At 67.9% G+C, this 24,295-nt stretch carries 24 protein-coding genes; 11 read left to right on the forward strand and 13 right to left on the reverse strand.

Translation table 11 applies throughout. The annotated features are described in order from the left end of the window. Nucleotides 1-32 precede the first annotated feature (32 nt). The 4 genes from WS96_RS31285 to WS96_RS33950 form a co-directional block, all read right to left on the reverse strand. Nucleotides 33-746: an ABC transporter permease gene (locus WS96_RS31285; protein WP_059789322.1), complete on the reverse strand. Its 714-nt coding sequence runs from the start codon at nucleotides 744-746 to the stop codon at nucleotides 33-35. Further along, nucleotides 743-1,432 carry an ABC transporter permease gene (locus WS96_RS31290; RefSeq protein ID WP_059837755.1) on the reverse strand — a complete coding sequence of 230 codons (690 nt, stop codon included), beginning with the start codon at nucleotides 1,430-1,432 and terminating at the stop codon, nucleotides 743-745. The genes WS96_RS31285 and WS96_RS31290 overlap by 4 nt, the downstream gene beginning before the upstream one ends. A gap of 173 nt (nucleotides 1,433-1,605) precedes the next feature. Continuing rightward, nucleotides 1,606-2,379 carry an ABC transporter substrate-binding protein gene (locus WS96_RS31295; protein ID WP_059837757.1) on the reverse strand — a complete coding sequence of 258 codons (774 nt, stop codon included), beginning with the start codon at nucleotides 2,377-2,379 and terminating at the stop codon, nucleotides 1,606-1,608. A 188-nt stretch (nucleotides 2,380-2,567) separates the two neighbouring features. Next, a complete protein-coding gene (locus WS96_RS33950; RefSeq protein ID WP_156443716.1) occupies nucleotides 2,568-2,981 on the reverse strand; it encodes a hypothetical protein in 414 nt (137 codons plus the stop codon). A 199-nt stretch (nucleotides 2,982-3,180) separates the two neighbouring features. Here WS96_RS33950 and hutC point away from each other — a divergent pair, with 199 nt between their 5' ends. Further along, nucleotides 3,181-3,876 carry a histidine utilization repressor gene (gene hutC / locus WS96_RS31300; protein ID WP_034205366.1) on the forward strand — a complete coding sequence of 232 codons (696 nt, stop codon included), beginning with the start codon at nucleotides 3,181-3,183 and terminating at the stop codon, nucleotides 3,874-3,876. A gap of 15 nt (nucleotides 3,877-3,891) precedes the next feature. Here hutC and WS96_RS31305 read toward each other — a convergent pair whose 3' ends face one another. Beyond that, on the reverse strand, nucleotides 3,892-5,133 hold the full coding sequence (locus tag WS96_RS31305) for a glycosyltransferase (RefSeq protein ID WP_059837759.1): 1,242 nt from the start codon (nucleotides 5,131-5,133) through the stop codon (nucleotides 3,892-3,894). 94 nt (nucleotides 5,134-5,227) lie between these two features. On the opposite strand from WS96_RS31305, the gene WS96_RS31310 reads away from it, so the two are divergent. Continuing rightward, nucleotides 5,228-5,848 (forward strand): TetR/AcrR family transcriptional regulator, encoded by a 621-nt coding sequence (locus WS96_RS31310; protein ID WP_059837762.1) that lies wholly within the window; start codon nucleotides 5,228-5,230, stop codon nucleotides 5,846-5,848. 114 nt (nucleotides 5,849-5,962) lie between these two features. On the opposite strand, the gene WS96_RS31315 is transcribed toward WS96_RS31310, so the two are convergent. Beyond that, nucleotides 5,963-6,577: a TetR family transcriptional regulator gene (locus WS96_RS31315; protein ID WP_059823957.1), complete on the reverse strand. Its 615-nt coding sequence runs from the start codon at nucleotides 6,575-6,577 to the stop codon at nucleotides 5,963-5,965. Nucleotides 6,578-6,965: 388 nt separating this feature from the next. Between WS96_RS31315 and WS96_RS31320 the strand changes: the two genes are divergently transcribed. The 3 genes from WS96_RS31320 to WS96_RS31330 all read left to right on the forward strand — a co-directional run bounded on the left by WS96_RS31320 (nucleotide 6,966) and on the right by WS96_RS31330 (nucleotide 9,786). Beyond that, nucleotides 6,966-7,628 carry a DUF3313 domain-containing protein gene (locus tag WS96_RS31320; RefSeq protein ID WP_059837764.1) on the forward strand — a complete coding sequence of 221 codons (663 nt, stop codon included), beginning with the start codon at nucleotides 6,966-6,968 and terminating at the stop codon, nucleotides 7,626-7,628. Further along, a complete protein-coding gene (locus WS96_RS31325) occupies nucleotides 7,603-9,255 on the forward strand; it encodes a PqiB family protein (RefSeq protein ID WP_082720405.1) in 1,653 nt (550 codons plus the stop codon). The genes WS96_RS31320 and WS96_RS31325 overlap by 26 nt, the downstream gene beginning before the upstream one ends. A 177-nt stretch (nucleotides 9,256-9,432) precedes the next feature. Continuing rightward, nucleotides 9,433-9,786 (forward strand): hypothetical protein, encoded by a 354-nt coding sequence (locus WS96_RS31330; protein WP_059504137.1) that lies wholly within the window; start codon nucleotides 9,433-9,435, stop codon nucleotides 9,784-9,786. Nucleotides 9,787-9,826: 40 nt separating this feature from the next. Here the strand turns inward: WS96_RS31330 and WS96_RS31335 are convergent, their stop codons facing one another. The 4 genes from WS96_RS31335 to WS96_RS31350 form a co-directional block, all read right to left on the reverse strand. After that, nucleotides 9,827-10,630 carry an alpha/beta fold hydrolase gene (locus WS96_RS31335; protein WP_059837765.1) on the reverse strand — a complete coding sequence of 268 codons (804 nt, stop codon included), beginning with the start codon at nucleotides 10,628-10,630 and terminating at the stop codon, nucleotides 9,827-9,829. Nucleotides 10,631-10,739: 109 nt separating this feature from the next. Then, nucleotides 10,740-11,657, reverse strand: coding sequence for a LysR family transcriptional regulator (locus WS96_RS31340; RefSeq protein WP_059837767.1), 918 nt, complete (start codon nucleotides 11,655-11,657; stop codon nucleotides 10,740-10,742). Between the two features lie 167 nt (nucleotides 11,658-11,824). Then, nucleotides 11,825-12,070 carry a DUF3717 domain-containing protein gene (locus tag WS96_RS31345; protein ID WP_034205373.1) on the reverse strand — a complete coding sequence of 82 codons (246 nt, stop codon included), beginning with the start codon at nucleotides 12,068-12,070 and terminating at the stop codon, nucleotides 11,825-11,827. A 261-nt stretch (nucleotides 12,071-12,331) separates the two neighbouring features. Next, a complete protein-coding gene (locus tag WS96_RS31350; protein ID WP_059837770.1) occupies nucleotides 12,332-13,867 on the reverse strand; it encodes an amino acid permease in 1,536 nt (511 codons plus the stop codon). Between the two features lie 587 nt (nucleotides 13,868-14,454). Between WS96_RS31350 and WS96_RS31355 the strand changes: the two genes are divergently transcribed. From WS96_RS31355 to WS96_RS31370, 4 genes are all read left to right on the forward strand, one after another. Next, the gene (locus WS96_RS31355) at nucleotides 14,455-15,987 is read left to right on the forward strand and encodes a sensor domain-containing diguanylate cyclase (protein WP_059837772.1); all 1,533 of its coding nucleotides are present in this window, start codon (nucleotides 14,455-14,457) and stop codon (nucleotides 15,985-15,987) included. A 193-nt stretch (nucleotides 15,988-16,180) separates the two neighbouring features. After that, nucleotides 16,181-17,251, forward strand: coding sequence for an FUSC family protein (locus WS96_RS31360; RefSeq protein WP_059837774.1), 1,071 nt, complete (start codon nucleotides 16,181-16,183; stop codon nucleotides 17,249-17,251). A 319-nt stretch (nucleotides 17,252-17,570) separates the two neighbouring features. Continuing rightward, the gene (argG, locus tag WS96_RS31365; RefSeq protein WP_006496064.1) at nucleotides 17,571-18,908 is read left to right on the forward strand and encodes an argininosuccinate synthase; all 1,338 of its coding nucleotides are present in this window, start codon (nucleotides 17,571-17,573) and stop codon (nucleotides 18,906-18,908) included. Nucleotides 18,909-19,126: 218 nt separating this feature from the next. Continuing rightward, the gene (locus tag WS96_RS31370; RefSeq protein WP_059837776.1) at nucleotides 19,127-19,663 is read left to right on the forward strand and encodes a hypothetical protein; all 537 of its coding nucleotides are present in this window, start codon (nucleotides 19,127-19,129) and stop codon (nucleotides 19,661-19,663) included. A gap of 431 nt (nucleotides 19,664-20,094) precedes the next feature. Here WS96_RS31370 and WS96_RS31375 read toward each other — a convergent pair whose 3' ends face one another. The 3 genes from WS96_RS31375 to WS96_RS31385 all read right to left on the reverse strand — a co-directional run bounded on the left by WS96_RS31375 (nucleotide 20,095) and on the right by WS96_RS31385 (nucleotide 22,530). Next, on the reverse strand, nucleotides 20,095-21,087 hold the full coding sequence (locus WS96_RS31375) for a LysR family transcriptional regulator (RefSeq protein ID WP_059837777.1): 993 nt from the start codon (nucleotides 21,085-21,087) through the stop codon (nucleotides 20,095-20,097). A gap of 102 nt (nucleotides 21,088-21,189) precedes the next feature. Beyond that, nucleotides 21,190-21,609 carry a hypothetical protein gene (locus WS96_RS31380; protein ID WP_059837780.1) on the reverse strand — a complete coding sequence of 140 codons (420 nt, stop codon included), beginning with the start codon at nucleotides 21,607-21,609 and terminating at the stop codon, nucleotides 21,190-21,192. A 120-nt stretch (nucleotides 21,610-21,729) separates the two neighbouring features. Beyond that, nucleotides 21,730-22,530 carry an AraC family transcriptional regulator gene (locus WS96_RS31385; RefSeq protein WP_059837782.1) on the reverse strand — a complete coding sequence of 267 codons (801 nt, stop codon included), beginning with the start codon at nucleotides 22,528-22,530 and terminating at the stop codon, nucleotides 21,730-21,732. A gap of 165 nt (nucleotides 22,531-22,695) precedes the next feature. Between WS96_RS31385 and WS96_RS31390 the strand changes: the two genes are divergently transcribed. Then, a complete protein-coding gene (locus WS96_RS31390) occupies nucleotides 22,696-23,322 on the forward strand; it encodes a LysE family translocator (RefSeq protein ID WP_034205383.1) in 627 nt (208 codons plus the stop codon). Nucleotides 23,323-23,335: 13 nt separating this feature from the next. Beyond that, nucleotides 23,336-24,088, forward strand: coding sequence for a class I SAM-dependent methyltransferase (locus tag WS96_RS31395; RefSeq protein ID WP_059837784.1), 753 nt, complete (start codon nucleotides 23,336-23,338; stop codon nucleotides 24,086-24,088). Nucleotides 24,089-24,295: the final 207 nt, after the last annotated feature.

The raw sequence follows: 24,295 nt of genomic DNA on the forward strand, positions 1-24,295 counted from the left end.
CTGGGTCCTTCGTTGCGGATCTTGTGAATGCGTCAATGGCTGCGCGGCGCGAGGTACGCGAGCCAGCGCGTCTCGAGCTTGCGGAACGCCCAGATGAGCGCGAACACGACGACGGCGTACAGCACGGCCGCGATGCCGTAGGCCTGGAACGACATGTAGGTGGCCGAATTGACGTCGCGCGTGACCTTCAGGATGTCGGGCACGGTCGCGGTGAACGCGAGCGTCGTCGCGTGCAGCATCAGGATCACTTCGTTGCTGTAGCTCGGCAGCGAGCGGCGCAGCGCGGACGGCAGGATGATCCGCGTATACAGCTTGAAGCGCGACATCCCGTAGGCCATCCCGGCCTCGATCTCGCCGGCCGACGTCGCCTTGATCGCGCCCGCGAAGATCTCCGTCGCATACGCGCATTCGTTCAGCACGAACGCGAGCAGCGTGCAGTTCATCGCATTGCGGAAGAACGTGTCGAGCAGCACGTGGTTGTGCACGACCTGCAGGCTGTAGATGCCCGTGTAGCACATCAGCAGTTGCACGTAGAGCGGCGTGCCGCGGAACACGTACGTATAGAGCCATACGGGCCCCGAGATCCAGCGGTTCGACGACGCCCGCGCGATCGCGAGCGGCACGGCGAGCGCGAAACCGAACGCGATCGACACGACCAGCAGCCACAGCGTGATCGCGAGGCCGCTGAAGCGGTAGCCGTCGGAATAGAGATAGCTTTGCCAGTACTGGCCAACGAGTTCGATCACAGTGCGAGCCTCCGGACGCCGACGGAATAACGCTTCTCGAGGTGATGCAGCACGACGTTGGACACCGTCGTGATCGCGAGGTAGATCGCGCCCGCGGCCAGCGTGAAGAAGAAGAAATCGAGCGTGCTCTTGCCCGCGTCCTGCGACGCCTTCACGACGTCGGCGAGGCCGATGATCGACACGAGCGCGGTGGCCTTCACGAGCACCTGCCAGTTGTTGCCGATGCCGGGCAGCGCGAAGCGCATCATCTGCGGGAACAGGATCCGGTAAAACACGCGCCAGCCGCTCATCCCGTATGCGAAGCCGGCTTCGATCTGGCCGCGCGGCACCGCGAGGAACGCCCCGCGGAACGTCTCGGTGAAGTACGCGCCGTAGATGAAGCCGAGCGTCACGACGCCGGCCACGAACGGGTCGATGTCGATCTGGTTCCAGCCGAGCAGGTCGGTCACGTCGTTCAGCAGGATCTGGATCCCGTAGAACAGCAGCAGCATCAGCACGAGGTCGGGCACCGCGCGGATCAGCGTCGTATAGAACGTGCCGACCGCCTTGAGCCCGCGGTTGGCCGACAGTTTCGCGGCCGCGCCCGCGAGGCCCAGTATCAGCGACGCGGCAAGCGACAGCACCGCGAGCTTCACGGTCTCGACCGTGCCGGCCCACAGCAGCGGGCCAAATCCTTGGAAGATCATGTGAGGGATCCAGAACGATGTGGCTGGATTGTCGATAGCCATTAACCGCGCATCAAACGAGTTCTGCGCACGACGTGATGCGGTCTGCTCATCAAGGCGGACGCCTGCCGCGAAGGGCGGGGCATCCGGCCACGCAGGCGGCGCGCCGCACGCGAGGCGCGCCGCATGGGCAGTCAGCCGCCGTAGACGTCGAACGCGAAATACTTCTTCTCGAGCTTCTTGTACGTGCCGTCCTTGATGATGTCGGCGATCGCGCGATCGATCTTCGCCTTCAAGTCGGCGTCGTCCTTGCGCAGGCCGATGCCCGCACCGTTGCCGAGCGTCTTCGGATCGTCGATGTCGCCGCCTGCGAACTGGAAGTTCGCGCCGCGCGGCGTCTTCAGGAAACCGATGTCGGCCTGCACCGCGTCCTGCAGCGCCGCGTCGAGGCGTCCCGACATCAGGTCCTGGTACACGCCGTCCTGGTTCTGGTAAGGCACGACCTGCACGCCCTTCGGCGCCCAGTACGCCTTCGCGTAGGTTTCCTGGATCGTGCCCTGCTCGACGCCGACCGACTTGCCCTTCAGCGATTCGGCCGTCGGCATCAAGCCAGCGCCCTTCTTCGCGACGAGGCGCGTCGGCGTGTTGAACAGCTTGTCGGAGAACGCGATCTGTTCGGCACGCGCCGGCGTCATCGACATCGACGACAGCACGCCGTCGAACTTCTTCGCCTTCAGCGCCGGGATCATCCCGTCGAAGTCGTTCTCGATCCACACGCATTTCGCCTTCAGCCGCGCGCAGATCTCGTTGCCGAGATCGACGTCGAAGCCGACGACCTTGCCGCTTGCGTCCTTCGATTCGAACGGCGGATAGCTGGCGTCGACGCCGAAGCGGATCGTCGACCAATCCTTGGCGTGAGCACCGACCGCGAGGCAGACGAGGGCAATACTGAGCGCGAGTTTCTTCATGGCGTTCCTGTCAGAGGCGAACTGGGGCGGATTCGGTCGGCTGCCCGCCGCGAACCCTCGCAACCGGGAATCGCCTGTTCCGGCGACGCCCCAAGTTGTACATACAACTTTGCCTTTTCAGGGATGGGGTCAGCAATCCGTGTTTATCTCTAATTGTCGGCGGAATAGGATCGCCGGCAGAATTTTCCTTAATTTTCAATTAATTGTTGATTACGCAAGGCTGAACGACGGCTTTCTCGCCGCGTACGGAGGCCGGCGGACGCGTGTGGAAGTTGTCTAGACCTCGCCGTCAGCATCGACTTCCCCCACCGGCCTGTTGCAGCGCCGGCTGGCGTTTCGCCGCCGCCGCGCGCGACACGCATCACGCACTCCCCTGTCGTCGATTCGAATACACGCGTCCGCACGGACACGCGCGGCGGATCGCGTGGCTGCAACGCAGCGGCCTGTCGAATACGGTCTTCGGGCTGAGCAGCGGCAACGAGGATCTCGGCGGCGGCCAGCATGCGCAGTTTCGCGTCGAAACCGGCTTCGACCTGAACGATGGCACGCAGTCCTATCGAAACGCGATGTTCGGCCGCCGCGCGCATGCCGGCGATCGGCATCCGGCATCGATTCCGACCGCAAGCGGCCCGCCGCAGGCCGGCCGCCCTGTGCAATCCCGCATGGACGCGCGCCGGCCGAACGGGGATCATTCGGGGGCATCCGGGCCAGCGCGCCCGCGAAACCGGTACACTCGGCGCCGGGCGCGCGCCGGATCGGCATCCGGCGGCGGCCCGCTGCCGACTCTGAAATCGCGATCCCATGACCACACCGATCTATCAGGAAATCAAGGACTTCATCCTCGCGCGCATTCATGCCGGCGAATGGGCGGAAGGCGACCAGGTGCCGTCGGAGAACGAGCTCGCGCGCGAATTCAACGTCGCGCGCATGACCGTCAACCGCGCGCTGCGCGAGCTGACGGCCGAACAGGTGCTCACGCGCACGCGCGGCTCCGGCACCTATGTCGCGTCGCCGAAATACGAATCGACGCTCGTCGCGATCCGCAGCATCTCCGACGAAGTCGCCGCGCGCGGCCACGGCTATCGCGCGCAGGTGCTGCAGGTCGGCGCGGCCGTCGCCGATGCGAAACTCGCCGACGAACTGCAGCTCGACACCGGCAGCCCGATCTTCCATTCGCGCGTGCTGCATTTCGAGAACGACACGCCCGTGCAGCTCGAGGAACGCTGGGTCAATCCGGCCTGCGCGCCCGAATACGCGCTGCAGGACTTCACGACCACGACGCCGAACCAGTACCTGACGCGCGTCGCGCCGCTGCAGCGCGTCGAATACCGGATCGAGGCCGCGATGCCCGACGCCGAAACGCGCCGCCACCTGACGATGGACGATCGCGAGCCATGCCTGCTGCTGCATCGGCGCACGTGGTCGCAAGGGATGGTCGCGTCGGTCGCGAATCTGTGGCATCCGGGCAGCCGCTACCGGTTCACCGGGCATTTCTGATGCCCGTGCGCGCGCTCACGTCGCGCGCGGTTGCACCCAGCGTTCGATCGCACTGACGGCTCGCTTCAACCCCTCCTCTTGCGCGAGGCGCGCACCGAGTTGCGCCGCACGCGCCTTCGTCTCGCCCCGTTCGGCAAACGCGATCGCGCGCGCCAGCGCGGCGGCGTCCACGCGCCGCCCCGCGACCGGCGCAGCCGCGACACCGAGCCGTTGCAGCCGGTCCGCCCAGAAAAACTGATCGCCGGCGAACGGCACGACCACCGACGGAATGCCGGCCCGCGCGGCCGAATGCGTGGTGCCCGACCCGCCGTGATGGATCGCCATCGCGACGCGCGGGAACAGCCAGTCGTGCGGCGTGTCGCCGATCACGCGAACGTGCGCCGGCAGCAGCGCTGCATCGACGCCGCTCCAGCCCGGATAGAACAGCGCGCGTCGGCCGGCCAGCGCCTGCGTCAGCGCCGCGGCCATCGCCGCAGGATCGAAGCCGGCCATGCTGCCGAACCCGATGTACACGGGCGGTTCGCCCGCGTCGAGAAACGCCGACAGTTCCGGCGGCGGCGCCCACGCCCGCGCATCGATCCGCCACTGGCCGCATGCTTGCACGTTCGCCGGCCAGTCCGCCGGGCCGGACAGCAGCGCCGGCGATACGCCATACAGCATCGGATGATCGGTCCACACGCGCTTGCGCGGCGGCAATCCGCACACGCTCGCACGCGCCGCATTGGTCGACTTCCTGAACGCGTGCCACAGCAGCGCATTCACGAGCCGATGGCTTGCGCGATTCAGCCAGCGCGGCAGCTTCCCCGGCGGCAGGAACGGCGACGCGAATGCGGCGCTCGGCGTGATCGGGATCATGCCCGCGCCGATCGCCGGTATGCGGCGATACTCGGCAACCGACAACCCGACGAACGACGCGAGCCCCGACACGAGGAGCGCGTCGCACCCGGCCGACGCGTCCGCGACTTCGCGCATCCATGCGGCCGTGTTCGCATTCGCGATCGCGGCGAGCGCCTTCGACGTATCGTTGAAGCCGCCGCGCCCGCGCACCGCATCGGCCAACGCGCCTTGCGGCGCAATCGCGCGACGGATATCGCCTGACAGCGGCGCGGACGGCACGCCGAGCGCGGCGGCCGAGCCGAGCGTCGCGGCATCGGCCAGCAGCCGGACGTCGTGACCGGCATCCAGCAGCGCGCGGCCCAGCGCCGCGAGCGGACGCGTGTCGCCTTCGGTGCCGTAGGTGGCGATGACGAGTTTCATGCGGAAGCTCCTCGTGCACGACGGAAAAGGTTGGTTCAAAAAAGTGCACGTCGTATACTAATGCAATCCGCACACTTTCAGTCAATCCCCTGCCATGACGATTCCGACCGACGATCCGGGCCGCCGCGCACGCAAGCGCATCCAGATGCTCGCGCATCTCGCCGCGACCGGCGCGCGCCTGTTCGATACGCACGGCTACGATGCCGTCACGATGGAGCAGATCGCCGCGCAGGCCGATGTCGCGAAGCGCACGCTGTACAACCACTTTCCGACGAAGGAAGCCGTGCTCGCGCACTGGCTCGAAGGCGAACTCGCGCGCGATCTCGCGCGTCTGCAGCACGACGTCGCGCGGCGCAAGACCTTCGCGTCGCGCATCGGCTGCGTGCTCGACGCGTCGGCCGCGTGGTGCGAGCAACATCCGGCGTACCTGCTCGCGTACCTGCGGCACCGCTTCGTGAGCATCGGCGCCGCCGAACCGGAGCGTGCGGGAGAGCACGGCAGCGATATCGCATCGGTGTGGCAGCAACTGATCGCCGCCGGGCAGCAGGCCGGCGAACTGAACCGCACGCTGCGGGCCGATCAGCTCGCAACCTGGTTCCATCACCTGTATCTCGCGGCGATGCTGCGCTGGTTGACCGTGCCGGGGCTGTCGCTGAAACGGGAGTTTCAGTCGGTCGCGAAGCTGTTCATCGAAGGCGCGGAAGCGAAAAGCTGACGCACGCTCGCATGCGTGCGTACGCGCCACGCACTCACAAGCGCCCGAGCACGACCGCGAGCAGCGAGCGCCCGAAACGGGCGACCGCCACGCCGCATGCGACGAACGCGCGCTTCATTTTTTCCGCGGCGTTTTCGCCGCCCGCGCACCGCGTGGCGCGGCATCGCCGCCGCCCGCCGGCCATTGCGTCTCGTCGAGCAGCCGGTCGAACAGCCGGGCGCGCTCGTCGGCCGACAGCGGACACAGCCCGAACATCGCCGATAGCGCGAGCCCCCACGCCGCTTTCCATCGCAGCAGCGCGAGCTCGGGATCGCCGGATTCGGCCGTCATCCGCTTCACGATCTCGGCATCGGTCTCGCGCACCTTCTGCAGCGGCGCGGGATCCTCGACCAGCGCCGCCATGATCGCGAGCGCCGCGGACGGCTGCTGGTCGATCACTTCGCGCATCGTCGCGATCTGCGCGGCCAGCGTCGGCTGCGCTTCGCCCGGATCGCGCGCGGCCAGATAGTCGCGCTGGAAACGTTGGTAGGTGTCCTGCTGATGTTCCATCAGCGCGTTCAGCACATCGCCTTTCGTGCGGAACTGATGCATCAGCCCGCCCTTGCTGATCCCGCTTTCGCGCGAAATCGCATCGAACGTGAGCTTGCCCGGGCCGTCGCGCTCGAGGATCGCGAGCGCCGCCTGGATCGCGGCAGTGCGCGTTCGCTCGGAACGCGTCGGGTTATCCATGAAATTTCCCCGGTATGGAATGAGGCGATGCGGCCGGGCCACGCCGGCACGGCCGCATGAAGCGAGTGCGCGGAGTCTATCACAAACAAACCGCCTGGTCGGTTTACATCCTGAAATGGCGGTGCTACGATCGGCTCCCGCCTCGGCCCCCGGCCGGATGACGGACCGCGTCGTGCATTGCATGACGCGGCGCGAGGCCCGTGTGGCGCGACTTCCCGGCCGTTCACCGCCGTCGAACGATCTGTCGCTTCCCCGTTTCATCGCCCGTATTGCGCCCCAAAAACAAACCGTCTGGTTGGTTTTTTTCATAAACCCGAGCGGCAATGCCGCCTTGTTACACCCCGTTCGCACCGGCCCGACCGGCGCGAAACCCGACCCGGAGAGTCAGATGAACCGAACGATCAAGCCCAGCCACCTGCTCAACGCCGCGCTGTGCGTCGCGCTCGCCGGATGCGCCGGCGTTCAGCCCACCCGCTACAGCGGCATCGAATCGTCGCCGTACCTGCGCAGCGATCCGCAGGACAAATCCGGCCGCGTGCCCTACCGCTACGCGCTGCCGGCGGACTGGCACAAGTACCGGAAGCTGATCCTCGACCCGGTGGTCGTCTATCGCGGCGCCGATCATCAGTTCGGTGACCTGACCGAACAGGACAAGTCGACGCTCGCCGCATACATGGGCGACACGTTCGCGAAGAAGCTCGGCAAGCGCTTCGAGCTGACGGGCACGCCAGGCGCCGACACGCTGCGCGTAAAGCTGACGCTGACGGGCGCCGTGACGACGACGACGTTCGCCGGTGCGTTCGCGCATTTCGATCTCGCGGGGAACGTCTACAACGGCGTGCAGGCGATCCGCGGTCGCGAAGGCGCGTTCACGGGCTCGGTGATCTACGCGGTGGAGATCCGCGATGCGTCGACGAACCGGCTGATCAACGCGTACGTGACGAAGCAGTATCCGAACGCGATGAACATCGGCGCGAGTTTCGGCGCGCTCGGCGCCGCAAAAACCGGCATCGACAAGGGTGCCGATGCGCTCGTCGCGCAATTCGACTGAACGCCGCGGGCGCACGTCGGCGCGGATCGCGCGGTGGCGTGCGCGCTGGTCGCGTGCGGCGATCGTCTGGATCGTGCCGTTCGCGGCCGCCGCGTGCTGTCTCGCGTGGGGCGTGTCGTTGCTCGACAGCCGCGGGCCGACGCTCACGATCGCGTTCCCGACCGCCGACGGACTGGAGGCCGGCCGCTCGACGCTGCGGCTGCGCAATGTCGAAGTCGGCCGCGTCACGCGCGTTCGCGCACGACGCGGGCAACCGGGCGTGACGATCGACGTGCGGCTGGACACCGACGCGCGCGCATTGGCCGTGGCGGACACACGTTTCTGGATCGTGCGGCCGCGCGTCGGGCCCGACGGCGTATCCGGCCTCGATTCGCTGCGCTCGGGCGCATACGTCGCGGCGGCCGTCGGCCGTTCGCATGCACCGCGCACCGCCTTCGCCGGGCTCGACGCACCGCCGGTCGCCGAAGGCGGCGGCCGTCACTTCACGTTGCGCGCCCCATCGCTCGGCTCGGTCGCGATCGGCTCGCCGGTCTATCACCGGCGCGCACGTGTCGGCCAGGTCGCCGGGTATGCGCTGGACGCCGACGGGCACGGTGTATCGATCGACGTGTTCGTCGCCGCGCCGTTCGATCGCTACGTCGATGCCGATGCGCGCTGGTGGCAGGCCGGCGGCCTCGGCCTGCAGCTCGATGCGGGCGGCATGAAGCTCGGCACGCCGTCGATCGCCGCGCTGCTCGCCGGCGCACTCGCGTTCGCGTCGCCGCCGGGACGCACGTCGGTCGTCGCGGCGCCCGACGGCGCGCGCTTTCGCGTGGCCGACGACGAAATCGACGCGATGCGCACGCCGAATGCACCGGCCGCGCCGGTGGTGATGCGTTTCGACCGCTCGCTGCGCGGCCTCGAGGTCGGCGCGCCGGTGGATTTTCGCGGGATCGAACTGGGCAACGTGACGGCCGTCGGCACCGAATACGACGCGACACGCGGCGACGTCACGATGCGCGTGACGATGGCGCTCTACCCCGATCGCCTCGGTCAGCGCTACCGCGCCGTCCTCGGCAACGGCGATTCCGATGCCGGCAAGGCGCTGTTGCACACGCTCGTCGCGCGCGGCTTGCGCGGCCAGTTGCGCATCGGCAACCCGATCGCCAACCGCTCGTATGTCGCGCTCGACATGTTCCCGCACGCGCCGCCCGCGTCGGTCGACACGAGCCGCGAGCCGATTGCGTTGCCGACCGTACCCGGTACGCTCGACGTGCTGCGCGATCAGATTGCCGACATCGCCGGCACTTTTTCCCGATTGCCGCTCGACCGGATGGGCACGAACCTGAACGTCGCGCTCGCGAACACCGATGCGCTGTTCGCCCGACTCGATACCGAGCTCGCGCCGCAGGCCCATGCCGCGCTGCGCACCGCGCGACAGGCATTCATGGCCGCGCAGGCCATGCTCCGGGAAAAGGGTGCGGATACATCGAACGTCCGCCATACGCTGACGCAATTCGCGCGCACGTCGCGCGCGCTGCGCGCATTGGCCGACGAAATGGAGCAGCATCCGGAATGGTTACGGCCGAGCGCATCGGCCACCACAGGGCCCGATCGCGCACCGCACCCGGCGAGTACGGCGCAGTGAACGCGTCGCGCGATGGACACACCTTTCGACGACGCTCGCACGCATCGCATGCGGAATTTTCCGCGCAGCAGTATGCTGATGCCGTACGGCTGCGCACTGTGCATCGGGCAAACCCGACGTATGCATGCGATCGCGCCGCCGTCGCGACCGCAATCATGCGTTGCAAGGAGGGTTGTGATGGCTACCACGCATCAGCACTTCCACCTCGAACTACGGCACGCCACCGCGCCGACCTACATCGTCAGTTACCTGTTCCCTGCGTTGCTGTTCGTCTACGAACTGCTGCGCGTCGGCCAGTGGATCCGCGATCACGGGATGCAATTCGTCGCGTTCAAGCAGATGGGCTACGAGTATCTGCTGATGCTGCTGTTCGTCGGGCTGCAGATCGTCGTCGAGGCGATCTTCCTGCTCGGCGCCGCGATGCGCAAGGATCATCGCGATTTCGAGCACCGCCTGCCGAACGTGATCCTCGGCATCGGCTGCTCGATCGCGCTGCTGGCGATCGATCTCGCGATCCAGCTTTCGTTCTGACGGCCGGCGGGCGCCCGCCCGCTGGCGATGGCGAGCGCGCTCAGGCGGGCGCGTCGCGCAGGAACGTCGCGACGGCGGCCAGCACGTCGTCGGTTCGCTCGCGGTGCGGCATGTGTCCGCAGCGGGCGAGCAACAGGAATGACGACGGCCCCGCGACGCGCGCGGCGATCCGCTTCGGATGCACGTCGGATCCGTATTCGTCGTCTTCGCCGTGAATCGCGAGCGTCGCGCACTGCACGCGCGGCAAGTCGTCGTCGAGCGTCCAGTCGCGAAACGCCGGCGACAGCCACGTGTCGACCCACGCGCGCAGCACCCATTCGGCCTTGTCGCCGTGATAGCGCGCGAGCCGGTCGAGTTGCCCCGGCTCGTCGAACTGCCGCCCCGCGTCGCGAATGCCGGCCAGCGTGCGATCCTCGACGAATGCCTGCGCGGCGACCGTCACGAGCGCGCGGCAACGCGCCGGATGCGCGGCCGCACACCCGACCGCCATCCCGCCGCCGACGCTGTGCCCGAAGGCGACGAACGCATCGACGCCGAGCCGTTCCAGTACCGCGGCGAACGCACGGTCGGCCTCGTCGCGGACGAACGCCGTGTCGAGCTTGCCCGGATGGCGATCCGAACGGCCGAAACCGAGGCGGTCGTAGGCGATCACGTCGCGCTGCGTCACGCGCGCGAGCTGGGCGGGAAAGTCGCGCCACAGGTCGACGCAGCCGAGCGAATCGTGCAGCAGCACGATCGGCGCAGCCGCGTGCCGCGCCGTAGCCGGACCCGCGCGCCAGCGTTTCGCAAAGAGCCGCCCTTGCGGCGTCTCGACGGTTGTCTCCTCGGTCACGATATCGGTCATGTGTCGGTCGTCTGCATGAAAGCGGCCGCGCGTCGGCGGCCGCATCGAATCCAGCCATGGTGGCCTGCCGGCGCGCGCAGCGTCAAGCAAGCCCCTGCCACCCACGCGCTCATTCGGGCTGCGGCGGCAGATACTCCATCTGCGCTTCGTCGTACAACCGGTAGATCAGCGCCTGCATCGCGCGGATGTCCTCGGATTCGTCGAGCGCCCGCGTGCTCATGATGATCGGCGACACGAGGTTCGGATCGTCGAGCGGCTTGTAGCTGATGTCGTCGCGCTTCAGCCCGTACACGCTCTGCGGCACGACCGACACGCCCTCGCCCATCGCGACGAGGCCGAGCGCGATCTGCAATTCGCGCGTCTCGTAGATTCTGCGCGGTTGCAGCGCGCGATCGTGGAAGGCCGCGAGCACCTGGTCCGCGTAGCTCGGGCGCGGCGCCTTCGGAAAGATGATCAGCGTGTCGTTCACGAGATCGTGCAGCGACAGCACGGGCTTCGCGCTGTCGAGCACGTGGCCGACCGGCAGCGCGACGATCATCCGCTCCTCGCGCAGCACGACGCGCCGCACGCTCGGATCCTCGTGGCGGATGCGCCCGAACCCGACGTCGATGCGCCCTTCCTTCAGCGCCTTGATCTGGTCCATCGTCGACATCTCGTGCAGGCTCAGCTCGACGGCCGGATATTCGCTGCGAAACCGCCGGATGATCTTCGGCAGCATCCCGTACAGCGTCGAGCCGACGAACCCGACCGACATGCTGCGCTCGATCTTGCCGACCCGCTTCGTCATCGATTCGAGTTCGGTGGTCTGCGCGAGCAGTTGCACCGCGTGCGAATAGAAGAAGCGCCCCGCGTCGGTCAGCTTCAGCGGCCGCGCGTTGCGCTCGAACAGCGACACGCCGAGCGCTTCCTCGAGCTGCTGGATCTGCCGGCTCAGCGGCGGTTGCGCGATATGCAGCCGTTCCGCCGCCCGCGTGAAATTCCGCTCTTCGGCCACCGCGACGAAGTAGCGGAGGTGTCTCAACTCCATGTTCGATGCCTCCCGGCGAGCGATCCGGCGCCCAACCCCGGCCGGATGATGTCGCCACGATACCGCAGGCAGGGCCGATCGCCACGCGCGCCGCCCAAAGCAAAACGGGAAGCCTGCGCGCTTCCCGTCGTTTCATCGCCGCCTTGCGGCGGCGGCGCGACCGCGCATCACACCTCGGTCGCGTACAGCGCGTCGCGCTGCTCGTGGCTCAGCGAGTCGAGCGGCACGTCGGGCAATCGATAGCAGATCATCGTGCCGTACAGCTCGGCCAGGCAGTTGCTGCCGGCGTCGAGCGCGTAGCCGTCCTCGCCGTCCGGCGCCGGCGGGTACACTTCGCGCCACGCGTTGATCGCGGCTTCGATTCGCACGATGGAAACGGGTCCGGCCTTCCGCTCGGCGGGTGATGCACTCATGAGTTCCTCTGGGTTGCGCGCTCCGCGGGCCGTGCCGGCCCGGACGGAGCGATGAAAACGCCGGGCCGCCCGCCGGCCGCCGCGCCGCGCGCGCCGGATGCCGATCCGCGCCGCGCCTGTCGCGCCGGCCGGGCCGTGGCCCGGTAGGGTCGGGCAATATAACCGGCTTTGACCCCGTGCAGGCAAAAGCCGGGCAAAAAAAACGGGAAGCGCGCGACTTCCCGTTTCGTCGTCCGTCGCGCGGCCGCTGCCGCGCCGGCGTCAGCTGGCGGTTTCGCGGTTCGCCACCGGTTGCCGTTGCGCGCCGCGATTCGCGGCGATCCACGGCGCGATCTCCATGTCCTCGTAGCGCACGAACCGGCTCTTCTTCAGGAACCGGTAGCCGAGCCACACGACGACGAACAGCGGAATGCCGACGTAGGTGGCGGCCACGCCGGCCCAGTCGATCCGGTTCGCGAGGAACGCCTGATAGTCCTGGCCGAGCGCGATCACGAGGCACAGCACGAACGCGAACAGCGGGCCGAACGGAAACCACTTCGACTGGTACGGCAACTGGTCGAGCGCATAACCCTGCTTCACGTAGCCCTTGCGGAACCGGTAGTGGCTGACCGCGATGCCGAGCCACGCGATGAAGCCCGTCATCCCCGACGTGTTCAACAGCCACAGGTACACGGTCTTGTCGCCGTACAGCGACGTGAAGAAGCACAGCGCGCCGACGGCGGTGGTCGCATACAGCGCATTGCGCGGCACGCCGCCCGGCGACAGCTTCGCGAACACCTTCGGCGCGCGGCCTTCGGTGGCGAGGTTGTAGAGCATCCGCGTCGACGCGTACATGCCCGAGTTGCCGGCCGACAGCACGGCCGTCAGGATCACCGCGTTCATCACGCCGGCCGCGAACGCGAGGCCCGCGTGGCGGAACACCAGCGTAAACGGGCTCACGCCGATGTCGGTCACGTCCGTCTTCAGCAGGTTCGGGTCGGTATACGGAATCAGCACGCCGATCACGAAGATCGCGAACACGTAGAACAGCAGGATCCGCCAGAACACCTGGCGCACCGCGCGCGGAATCGTCGTGCGCGGGTTTTCCGATTCGCCGGCCGCGACGCCGATCAGTTCGGTGCCCTGGAACGAGAAGCCCGCGATCATCGCGACGCCCATCAGCGCCGGCAGGCCGCCCGCGAACGGCGCGTCGCCGATCGTCAGGTTGCCCCAGCCGTTGGCCGGCGCGCCCTTCAGAATGCCGAAGATCATCAGCAGGCCGACGCCGATGAACGCGACCACGGTGACGACCTTGATCAGCGCGAACCAGTACTCGGCTTCGCCGAAACCGCGCACGGTGAGCGCATTGAGCAGGAACATCACGGCGAGGAACGCCGCGCTCCACCACACGCCCGGCACGTCCGGAAACCAGTAGTGCATCACGAGCTGCGCGGCGACGAGTTCCACCGCGATCGTCACCGCCCAGTTGTACCAGTAGTTCCAGCCGAGCGCGAAGCCGAAGCCTTCGTCCACGTATTTCGCGCCGTAGGTCGCGAACGAGCCCGACACCGGCATGAACGCAGCCATCTCGCCGAGGCTCGTCATCAGGAAGTAGACCATCAGGCCGATCAGCATGTACGCGACCATCGCGCCGCCGGGGCCGGCCTGCGAGATCGACGCGCCGGACGCGACGAACAGGCCCGTGCCGATCGAGCCGCCGATGGCGATCATCGTCAGGTGGCGCGCCTTCAGCGCGCGATGAAGCTTGGGTGGGTTCGCGGACGAACCGGATGGGTCGGAATTCGGAATGGCGGACATAAACGAGACGAACGTTGAGCGGGCCGGCATCCGTGGCCGGCGCATGCGGAATCGGAGCGCGGTGCGCGTCCTGCGATGCATTCGATGCGGCCCCGATACGCGTTGCGCGGCGGGCGCCTGCGGCGAAGCGCGGATTCTACCTGATTCGACAAGGGGACAGCCAAGGTCGCCCCAAGCGCCGCCACGCCGGAGATTTCGCGGAATCGACGGGTTGGCCGCTCCGGCCGCCGCGACTGCCGCACGCCGCCGCCAAAACCCCCATCAGGTCCGGGTCATTCGATTTTCATTTCTCGTCGTCGGCACCCGATCCTGTCCCGATCCGCCAAATACCGCGTCAATACGCAAAATCGACCGCTCGACGCCCCATTAATCAGACAAGAAAGCCGATACTGGTCATTGATTCAAATCAAATCGCCCGCGCGCAATGCGGTAATGATGCGTAACCGTTTCGAATCGCCGTTTCCGCATGCATGTTTTGCATGTGCCCACGAAATTCGGGAATTCGCGGGATAATGACGATTAATTCGAAATAATCCGCGTACGGAACCGCCAACCACGCGAGTACCCGCCGCCCGCCACCCCCGAGGATGAAGTCATTCCCGCTGCCCGCCACGCTGCGCCGCCATACCGCGTCGATCGTGGCACGCATTCTGTCGCCCCGCGGCGTACTCGTGGCGGGCATCGTCCTGCTGATGTTCAGTTGGGGACTTTCCACGTCGCTCTTGATCGAGGCACGGCGCGACGCGTATGACCATGCGGTCGAAAATGCGCGCAACCTGATGCTGCTGATCGAACGCGATATCGCGCGCAATATCGAACTCTACGATTTGTCGCTGCAAAACGTCGTCGACGGCGTGGCCGATCCGGAATTGATGACATTGCCGCCGCGCCAGCGCCATCGGCTGCTGTTCGACCGCGCGGCGACCGGTGCCTATCTCGGCTCGATTTTCGTGATGGATGCGCACGGCAATATCGCGATCGATTCCAGCGCATCGCCCGCACGGCAAGGCAATTTCGCCGACCGCGACTATTTCACCGTGCATCGCGACCGGCTCGTCACCGGCCTCTACATCAGCCGGCCGTACGCGTCGCGACTGCGCGGCGGCGCGCTGACGATCGCGCTGAGCCGTCGGATCACCCGGCCCGACGGCATGTTCGGCGGCATCGTCGTCGGCACGCTCAGCATCGACTACTTCCGCGCGCTGCTCGACGGCCTCGCGGTCGGCCGGCACGGCAGCGCGGCGATCGTCGAGGACAACGGCACGCTCGTGTCGCGCCTGCCGTACGACACGCGGGTGGTCGGCCTCGATCTGCACGACTCGCCGCTGTTCATCGACGCGCAGCGCAGCCGCAACGGCGAGCTGGCCGGTGTCGGCGCCATCGACGGCGTGCGGCGCATCTATGTTTACAAGCATCTCGCCGGGCTGCCGCTGATCGTCGACGTCGCGCCCGCCGAGATCGACATCTACGCGTCGTGGCACCACCGCGCGGTCTGGACCGTCGTGCTGATGGGCCTGTTCACGGCGTTCATCGCGTGGGGCTCGCTCGCGCTGTCGCGCGAGCTCAAGCGCCGGCAGGAGGCCGAATCGAAGCTGTACCGGCTCGCGCACACCGATTCGCTGACGGGCCTCGACAACCGTGGCACCTTCGACACGGTGCTCGCGAAGGAGGCGCAGCGCGCGTCGCGCAGCGGCCGCCCGTTGTCCGTGCTGTTCGTCGACGTCGATCACTTCAAGGCGTTCAACGACTACTACGGCCACCCGGCCGGCGACGACGTGCTGCGCCAGGTCGCGCAGTCGCTGTCGCGCTGCCTGCGCCGCGACGGCGATCACGTCGCGCGCTACGGCGGCGAGGAATTCGTCGTCACGCTGCCCGACACCGACGCGCCGGGCGCGGCGACCGTCGCCGAAGGCATCCGGCGCGCGATCGCGGGGCTCGACATCGAACACGTGAAAAGTCCGTACGGGCGCGTCACGGCCAGCATCGGCACGGCCACCGCCGCCGACGGCCGGATGAACGCCGCGACGCTGCTGCGGCGCGCCGACGAAGCGCTGTACCGCGCGAAGTCCGGCGGCCGCAACCGCGTGCTGGACGCGCAGTCGAGCGCGGCCGACGCGTGACGCGCCGCGATGCGCCTCGATGCGCCTCGATACGACCAACCGCGTGATCCGATGCGGCCGCCAGCCGCCCCGCCCGGCGGCCGCGCCGTGGACAGCCCGCGCCTGTTCGGCTAGCGTTACGTCAGCTGCGCATGCGGCGCGGCGCCGGCCCGCGCGGGCCGCCGTGCGCGTTCCTGCCACCCTCAGCTCCGCCATGACCGCCCCGCTCCCCACCCGCCTGCCACCGCTCGTGCGCCACGCGCTTCGCCCGCTGCTCGACCCGTATCGCCGCTACCGGCATGCGAAGCTGATCCATGCGGCGCGCGTCGCGCTCGCGATTCTCGTGTCGATCGCGCTGTCCACGGGGTTGAACGTGCCGCATGGCGAATGGTCGACGATCACCGTGCTGATCGTCGTCGGCGGGCTGCAGCACCACGGCAACATCCGCAAGAAGGCGGCCGAGCGCGCGCTCGGCACATCGATCGGCGCGCTGGCGGGGCTCGGGCTGATCCTCCTCTACTCGTTCCTGCACGCGCCGTTCGCGATCTACCTGCTGATGGCAGTCGGGTGCGGCGTCTGCGCGTATCACGCGATCGGCAAGGCCGGCTACATCGCGCTGCTGTCGGCGATCACGATGGTGATCGTCGCCGGGCACGGCGACAACGAGATCGTCGACGGCCTGTGGCGCGCGGTGAACGTGCTGGCCGGCATCGCGATCGCGCTGGCGTTCTCGTTCGCGCTGCCGCTCTACGCGACCTATTCGTGGCGCTACAAGCTCGCCGACGCGCTGCGCGCGTGCGCGGCCGTGCATGCGCGGCTCGCGGGCGACCGCCAGGTGGGCGACGACGCGCACCTGAAGGAAATGGCCGCGCTGAGCGCACTGCTCGTGCAGTTGCGCTCGCTGATGCCGTCGGTGGCGAAGGAATGCGAGACGTCGATGGCGCAACTCGAGGCGATCCAGCGCAGCCTGCGCCTGTGCATCGGTTATCTGGAGATCCTGTCGAGCGCGCTGCCGGCCCGCGACGACGTGGCGGCCCGCGAATACATGCGCGTCGAGATGAAAACGGTGAACCGGCGCATCCGCGACACGCTGGTCGGCGCGAGCCGCGCGCTCAAGTTTGGCACGCCGAGCCGGCTCGCGCCGCGCCGCCGGGCGGCCGACGCGCCGCACGACGCGCCGCCGCCGCAATTGTCCGGCTACGTGTCGATCACGGCCAAGCTGGCCGGCGAAGTCGACCAGTTGCGCGAGCGGCTGCTCGATACCGCGCGGTCGTGGAATATCTGAGTCCCGGTTTCACGCGCCAGCCTTTCATATACCTTTCTGCGCAGCAAGGCGACCGGCTGGCGACGGCGCCCACGGATCGATCGTCGATCCGGCCCCGGAAATCCGGCCGCTGCCCGGCTCGCTCCGCGCGTCGTTCGGCGGCGACGCGACGCCGTTGCGCCCAGCGTTCTCCAGCCGGTTAATCGCCCGTCAGGCCCGCCGCGACGGGCGCGACGACGGTTCCGCACCAAAATCAACCCTTGCCCCATCTTCCCGGACAGCCGATACTCGCATATTCCGCGAAATACGATCCCACCGGCTTCAATCCACGGTAATTCCTATGAGCACGATTCTCGAAAGCCTCCCGACCGGCCAGAAGGTCGGTATCGCCTTCTCCGGCGGCCTGGACACCAGCGCCGCGCTGCACTGGATGAAACTGAAGGGCGCCGTCCCGTACGCATACACGGCGAACCTCGGCCAGCCCGACGAAGACGATTACGACGCGATCCCGAAACGCGCGATCGAATACGGCGCAGCCGGCGCCCGCCTGATCGACTGCCGTGCGCAGCTCGTCGCCGAAGGCATCGCGGCGCTGCAAAGCGGCGCGTTCCACATCACGACCGCCGGCGTCACGTACTTCAACACGACGCCGATCGGCCGCGCCGTGACGGGCACGATGCTCGTCGCCGCGATGAAGGAAGACGGCGTCAACATCTGGGGCGACGGCAGCACGTACAAGGGCAACGACATCGAGCGCTTCTACCGCTACGGCCTGCTCGTGAACCCGGATCTGAAGATCTACAAGCCGTGGCTCGACCAGACGTTCATCGACGAGCTCGGCGGCCGCGCCGAAATGTCGGAGTTCATGAACCAGGCCGGCTTCGCGTACAAGATGTCGGCCGAGAAGGCGTATTCGACCGATTCGAACCTGCTCGGCGCGACGCACGAGGCGAAGGATCTGGAAAGCCTCGAAAGCGGCATCAAGATCGTGAACCCGATCATGGGCGTCGCGTTCTGGCGCGACGACGTGAAGATCGCCGCCGAGGAAGTGACGGTGCGCTTCGAAGCGGGCCAGCCGGTCGCGCTGAACGGCGTCGAGTTCAAGGATCAGGTCGAGCTGCTGCTGGAAGCGAACCGTATCGGCGGCCGCCACGGCCTCGGCATGAGCGACCAGATCGAGAACCGCATCATCGAGGCGAAGAGCCGCGGCATCTACGAAGCCCCGGGCCTCGCGCTGCTGTACATCGCGTACGAGCGTCTCGTCACCGGCATCCACAACGAAGACACGATCGAGCAGTACCGCGAAAACGGCCGCCGCCTCGGCCGCCTGCTGTACCAGGGCCGCTGGTTCGACCCGCAGGCGATCATGCTGCGCGAAACCGCGCAACGCTGGGTCGCACGCGCGATCACCGGCGAAGTGAAGATCGAACTGCGCCGCGGCAACGACTACTCGATCCTGAGCACGAAGTCGCCGAACCTCACGTATCAGCCGGAACGCCTGTCGATGGAGAAGGTCGCGTCGACGTTCTCGCCGCGCGACCGGATCGGCCAGTTGACGATGCGCAACCTCGACATCACCGATACGCGCGACAAGCTGCGCGTGTACTCGCAAGTCGGGCTGCTGACGCCGGGCGAAGCGTCGGCGCTGCCGCAGATCAAGGGCGACGGCGACAAGTAAGTCGCGTCGTTCGACGCCGTGCCGCATCGCTTGCATGCGGCACGGTCGGGCAGGCTGCACGTGTGGCGCCTCATGACGCACGCAGCCTGCCGCTTCCCCCTGTCCCCCGCCTTTCCGCTTCCTTCCGCATTCGCATCCCGCCGCGTGACGCGTCGACGGCACTGCATCGCCGCGCCGGTCATGGCAAGCTGCGAGTCGTCCGATTCCTGCGTCGACTCATGACCACCCTTACCGTCATCCACCTGAACGGCCCGATCAACAGCGGCAAGACGACGATCGGCCTCGCGCTCGCACGCGTGTTGCCCGACGCGCGCTTCATCGACGGCGACGATCACGATGCGCCCGAAGATGCGCCGTTCGACGTGCAATGGGCGGTCGCGCTCGAACGCCTCGTCACGCAGATCGCGAACGCACGAGAACGCCATCTGGTCATCGCCTATCCGATCGGCGACGCGGAATTCGAACGGCTGCGCGCGGCCTGCGATGCGCGCGATGCGCGATTGTTCGTCGTCACGCTCGCGCCGCCGGAAGCGGTCGCGGCGTCGAATCGCGGCGCGCGCGCGTTGACGGAATGGGAGCGCAGCCGGATCGCGGAAATGTATCGGGAAGGGTATGCGGCGCGCGCGTTCAGCGACTGCATCCTGGATACGTCGCTGTTACCGCCCGATGCATGCGCGGCAGAAATTGCCCGATGCGTCCCCGGGTCGGACAGTTCGCATCCGTCCGGCCGCGTCGCGCCGTCGGCTTCAACGTAAGAACCTTTTCCGCCGGTACGTGACAGCTGGCATCCGGCGCGGATCGCTGATCCGCTTGCATCGCGGCCATGTCCCACGCAGTGTTGCCGCGGCTGCGGCGAATGGCGACCGACTTCAGCGTTCGGCAGCGCGAAGCTGCGGCAGAAAAGCCTGCTGTGCGGACAGCTTTCCGGCTCGCGATGGGTGGCCTAACGGACGGCGCGGCGAGCATGAAAGGATAATATTTTGGCAAAGAGCGCAATAAATAGCCAAAATATTTACACAAACCAACGTCAAACGATGCCGACGAGATCATCGACGACTTCCGCAGTGTCGTCAGTCAATGGAGAACACTCGCGACGCGACTTGCGCTGTCGGCTCGGGAGCAGGATCGGATGGCCAGCGCGTTCCGCCTCGCAACCGCTTGACGGCTTGCCGGCCCCATACCGCCGTCAGGCCGCCGCGACCAGCCCGCCATAACGGTCGCACGCAGCGACGACTGCCTGCGCCGGCCGCCACCCCACCGCCCCCGCCGCCGCCAGCCCCGTGTGTTCCTTCACGGCCTGCACGAAACGCTCGGCGATCCAGTCGACGAACGCGCGCACGCCGGGCGAGACATGCGGGCGCTTCACGTAGACGGCCGACACGGCGAGCGCATCGGGTTGCCAGCGCGGCAGCACCTCCCGCAATCGCCCTGCCTCGATCAGCGGCTGCGCGGCGACGCGCGTCGGCTGGATCAGCCCGAGGCCGTGCACGCCGCAGGCGAGATACGCCTGCTCGTCGTCCACGCCGACGATGCCGTCGAGCCGCACCTTGCGCACCGCGTCGTCCACCACGAACTCGAGCTCGGCCGGACGCTGGCCGGACGCGCCTACCGCGCGATGCGCGCCCAGCTCGTCGGGCGTGCGCGGCACGCCGAAGCGGTCGAGATACGCGGGGCTCGCGCACGTCACGCGCTCGAGCGCGCCGAGCCGGCGCGCGACGAGCGACGAATCGGGCAGCGCACCGAGCCGGATGCTGCAGTCGATCGCGTCGCCGATGCGATCGACCGCGCGCCCGGCCATGGCGAGCATCAGCTCGAGATCGGGATGCCGCGCATTGAATTCGCCGAGCGCCGGCAACACGATCGCGCCCGCCACCGACGCCGGCAACTCGACGCGCAGCGGCCCGCTCGGATGCAGCGCGGCGCCGCGGATGCTGGCTTCGAGTTCGTCGACGTCCGCCGTGATGCTGACGCAGCGCCGGTAGTACGTGTCGCCTTCGGGCGTCGCCCGCAACGCGCGCGTCGTGCGCACCAGCAACGGCATGCCGAGCGCCGCCTCGAGCTCCTGGACGGTGCGCGTCGCGGTGGCGCGCGAAATGCCGAGCGCCTGCGCCGCGCGCGTAAAGCTGTTCATTTCGACGATGCGCGTGAAGATGCGCATCGCGCGGATCGGATTGTCCACCCCAACACCTCTGCGTGGTTGCGATATGCCGCAGCGCGCGTTCGCGCACTGCGCCTGCGTGCCAATGTCGACGCAAGCCGCGCGGCCCGCGCGGCCGTCGGATCAGGCGTTCGCCGCCGCGACGCTGCGCGCCGGTTCGGCGAGCAGCCGTTGCGCGAGCGCCAGCGCGTCGTCGCGGCTCGCGGCCGCATTCAGCGGATACCCCCAGACCTTCTCGAAGGCACCCGAAAAAGCGTCGAGCGCCACGCGCCGCGCCGCGTTGGGCTCGATCGCGATCATCCCGGGGATCCATTCGCGCGACCGCGCGCGGTTGGCCTTGCTCCATTTCGCGAGCTGCTTGCGTATCTCGTGATCGTTGTCGGCGCGATCGGCGCCGGACGGCGCATCGTCGGTCAGCAGAACGAAGCGTTCGCGGCGCGCGAGCAGCGCGTCGAGTTCGGCGATCAGGCGGGCGGGATCGGTGGGGGGCGAGCCGCTGTAACGCAGCCAGACAAACGGGAATTCAGTCGTGACGATTTGCATGTCGACCTCCAGATGAGAACGATTCTCATTCTATGGGGCAGGCCCACATGCGTCATTTCTCATCCCGGCCAACTGCTTTCTCAATCCGGCCAAACATGCGCGGGTGCGCAGTCCGGCCGTTCAGCGTTGCCGGTCGGTCAGGAATTGCGTCGGCGACTTGCCGGTCGCCTTGCGGAACATCGTGACGAAGCTGCTCGCGCTCTCGTAGCCGAGATCGATCGCGATCTGATGCACGCGGCGGCCGGTCGTCAGCATCCGCAGCGACAGCGCGACGTGCAGCCGCCGACGCCAGTCGCCGAGGCTCATCCCGAGCTCCTTCGTCGCGAGCCGCGTGAGGCTGCGCTCGCTGATGCCCGCGCGCCGTGCGAGTTCGGGCAGCGGCGACTTGTCGGCCGGATCGTCGAGCAGATGGTCGATCAGCTTGCGCAGCCGGCGGTCGGCCGGCATCGGCAGGTACAAGTCCTCGACCGGCGCCGCGACGAGTTCGTCGAGCAGCGTCGCCACCAGCCGCCCTTGCGGCCCGTCGACGTCGTACAGGTTCGGGAAGCTGGCCGCCTTCAGCAGCAGCTCGCGCAACAGCGGCGACATGGCCAGCGTGCAGCAGCGCGTGGGCAGGTCGAGCGCCGCGTCGGGTTCGACCAGGACCGCGTAGAAGGTCGCACCGGCCGAGCCGCGCGCCGCATGCGGGACGTCGCCCGGAATCCAGACCGTGCATTGCGGCGGCGCGCTCCACACGCCGCCGTCGATCTCGCAATAGACGACGCCGCTCAGCGTGTAGAGCAGTTGCGCCTGACGATGGCTGTGCCGCTCCAGCCGCCATTCGGGCTCGACGACCGAGCCGCCGAACACCACGAGCGGACGCGGCACGTGATAGACGTCGGCGTCCGCGGCGGGATCGGTCATCGGTGGAAGGTCGCGCATGGAACGACAGGCTGTGGAAAAGACCGGACGCAGACGCGTCCTTTCGTGCTTATACCAGAAAGGCGCCGGCGCAGCCGTGCGGTTCGACGCGGCGTCTGCGGGCGCGCGACGAACCGAATACAATGCGGCGATCCCCTGTCGCTGCGCCAACCTGCCGGAGCCGCCATGTTCGACCTGACCACGCTGACCACCTTCACGGCCGTCGTCCTGGGCCTGTTCCTGATCCCCGGCCCCGCCGTGCTGCTCGTGCTGAGCCGCACCGTGCAGGGCGGCCGCAAGACCGGCATCCTGACCGGCCTCGGCGTCGCGAGCGGCGACTTCGTGCACACGCTGTTCGCGGCCGTCGGATTGTCCGCACTGCTGATGACGTCGGCGCTCGCGTTCAACGTCGTGAAGCTGGCCGGCGCCGCGTACCTGATCTATCTCGGCGTGCGCGCGCTGCTGGAGAAGGCCGCCGATCCGTCGCTGCCGCAGGTGTCGCCCGTCACGCCGTTCAAGGCGTACCTGCAGGCGATTCCCGCCGAAGTGCTGAATCCGAAAACCGCGCTGTTCTTTCTCGCGTTCATGCCGCAGTTCGTGCATCCGGAGCGCGGCTCGACGTTCGTGCAGTTCGCGGTGCTCGGGCTGATCTTCGTCGTGCTCAGCTCGCTCTATACGACGCTGATCGCGTGCTCGATCCGCCCGCTCGGCCGCATCGTGAAGCGGCTCACGTGGCTCACGCGCTGGCAGGGCAAGATCATCGGTTCGATCTTCATCGCGCTCGGGCTGCGCGTGGCCGTGCAGCAGCGTTGACGCGCGCGAGCGTATGACGCCCGCCGGCGCGGACCTGCTCTACACCGACCCGCGCCTCGTCGCGGTATACGACCTGTTCAACGCCGGCGATCGGGACTTCGCGTTCTACGCCGCCGAGATCGGCGCCGCCCCGCAACGCATCCTCGATCTCGGTTGCGGCACCGGCACGTTCGCCCGACGGCTCGCGGCAGCCGGGCATGACGTCGTCGCAATCGATCCCGCTTCGGCGATGATCGATTACGCGCGACGCCAGCCGGGCGCCGACGCCGTGCGCTGGTTCGCGTGTGCGCTCGACGGCCTGCCGCCCGGTGCGCCGTTCGACGCGGTCGTGATGACCGGGCACGCGCTCCAGTGCCTGCTGACCGACGACGCCATCGACGCAACGCTGCGCGGCGTGCGGCGCGTGCTCGTCGACGGCGGCCGCTTCCTGTTCGACACCCGCAACCCGCGCACCGAACCGTGGCGGGCATGGGCGCCCGCGCAGTCGGCACGCAGCGTCGAATCGCGCGCATTCGGCATCGTCGATCTCCATCACGCGGTGCGGGCGATCGACGGCGCGATCGTGACGTTCGACACGCACTACCGCTTCCGCCGCGACGACACGGTGCTGACGAATACGAGCCGGCTGCGTTTCATCGCGCACGCCGAATTGCAAGCGCGCGTGACGGCCGCCGGTTTCGCGTCGGCCGACTGGCGCGGCGACTGGGACCACGCTCCGTTCGACGAAGCGACCAGCGCGGAGATCATCGCGATCTGCCGCGCGTGAGCGCGGGTGCGCGGGTACGTCGATTGCGCCGGCGGCGGGCAGCGTGCTCACCGCATACGCATCCCGGATCGTGCGGCGCGACCGTCCGACGCAGCACGGCCGGCAGTCGATGAAACGAACGGCGCGGTGCCTGCCGGCATCGCGCCGCTAGCGCGTCGATCGGCCACGTGCGTGCCCGCGCCCCGTTTCGTCACATCGTTCCTCCGC

The sequence above is a fragment of the Burkholderia sp. MSMB1835 genome (assembly GCF_001526365.1).
Classification (GTDB): Bacteria; Pseudomonadota; Gammaproteobacteria; order Burkholderiales; family Burkholderiaceae; genus Burkholderia.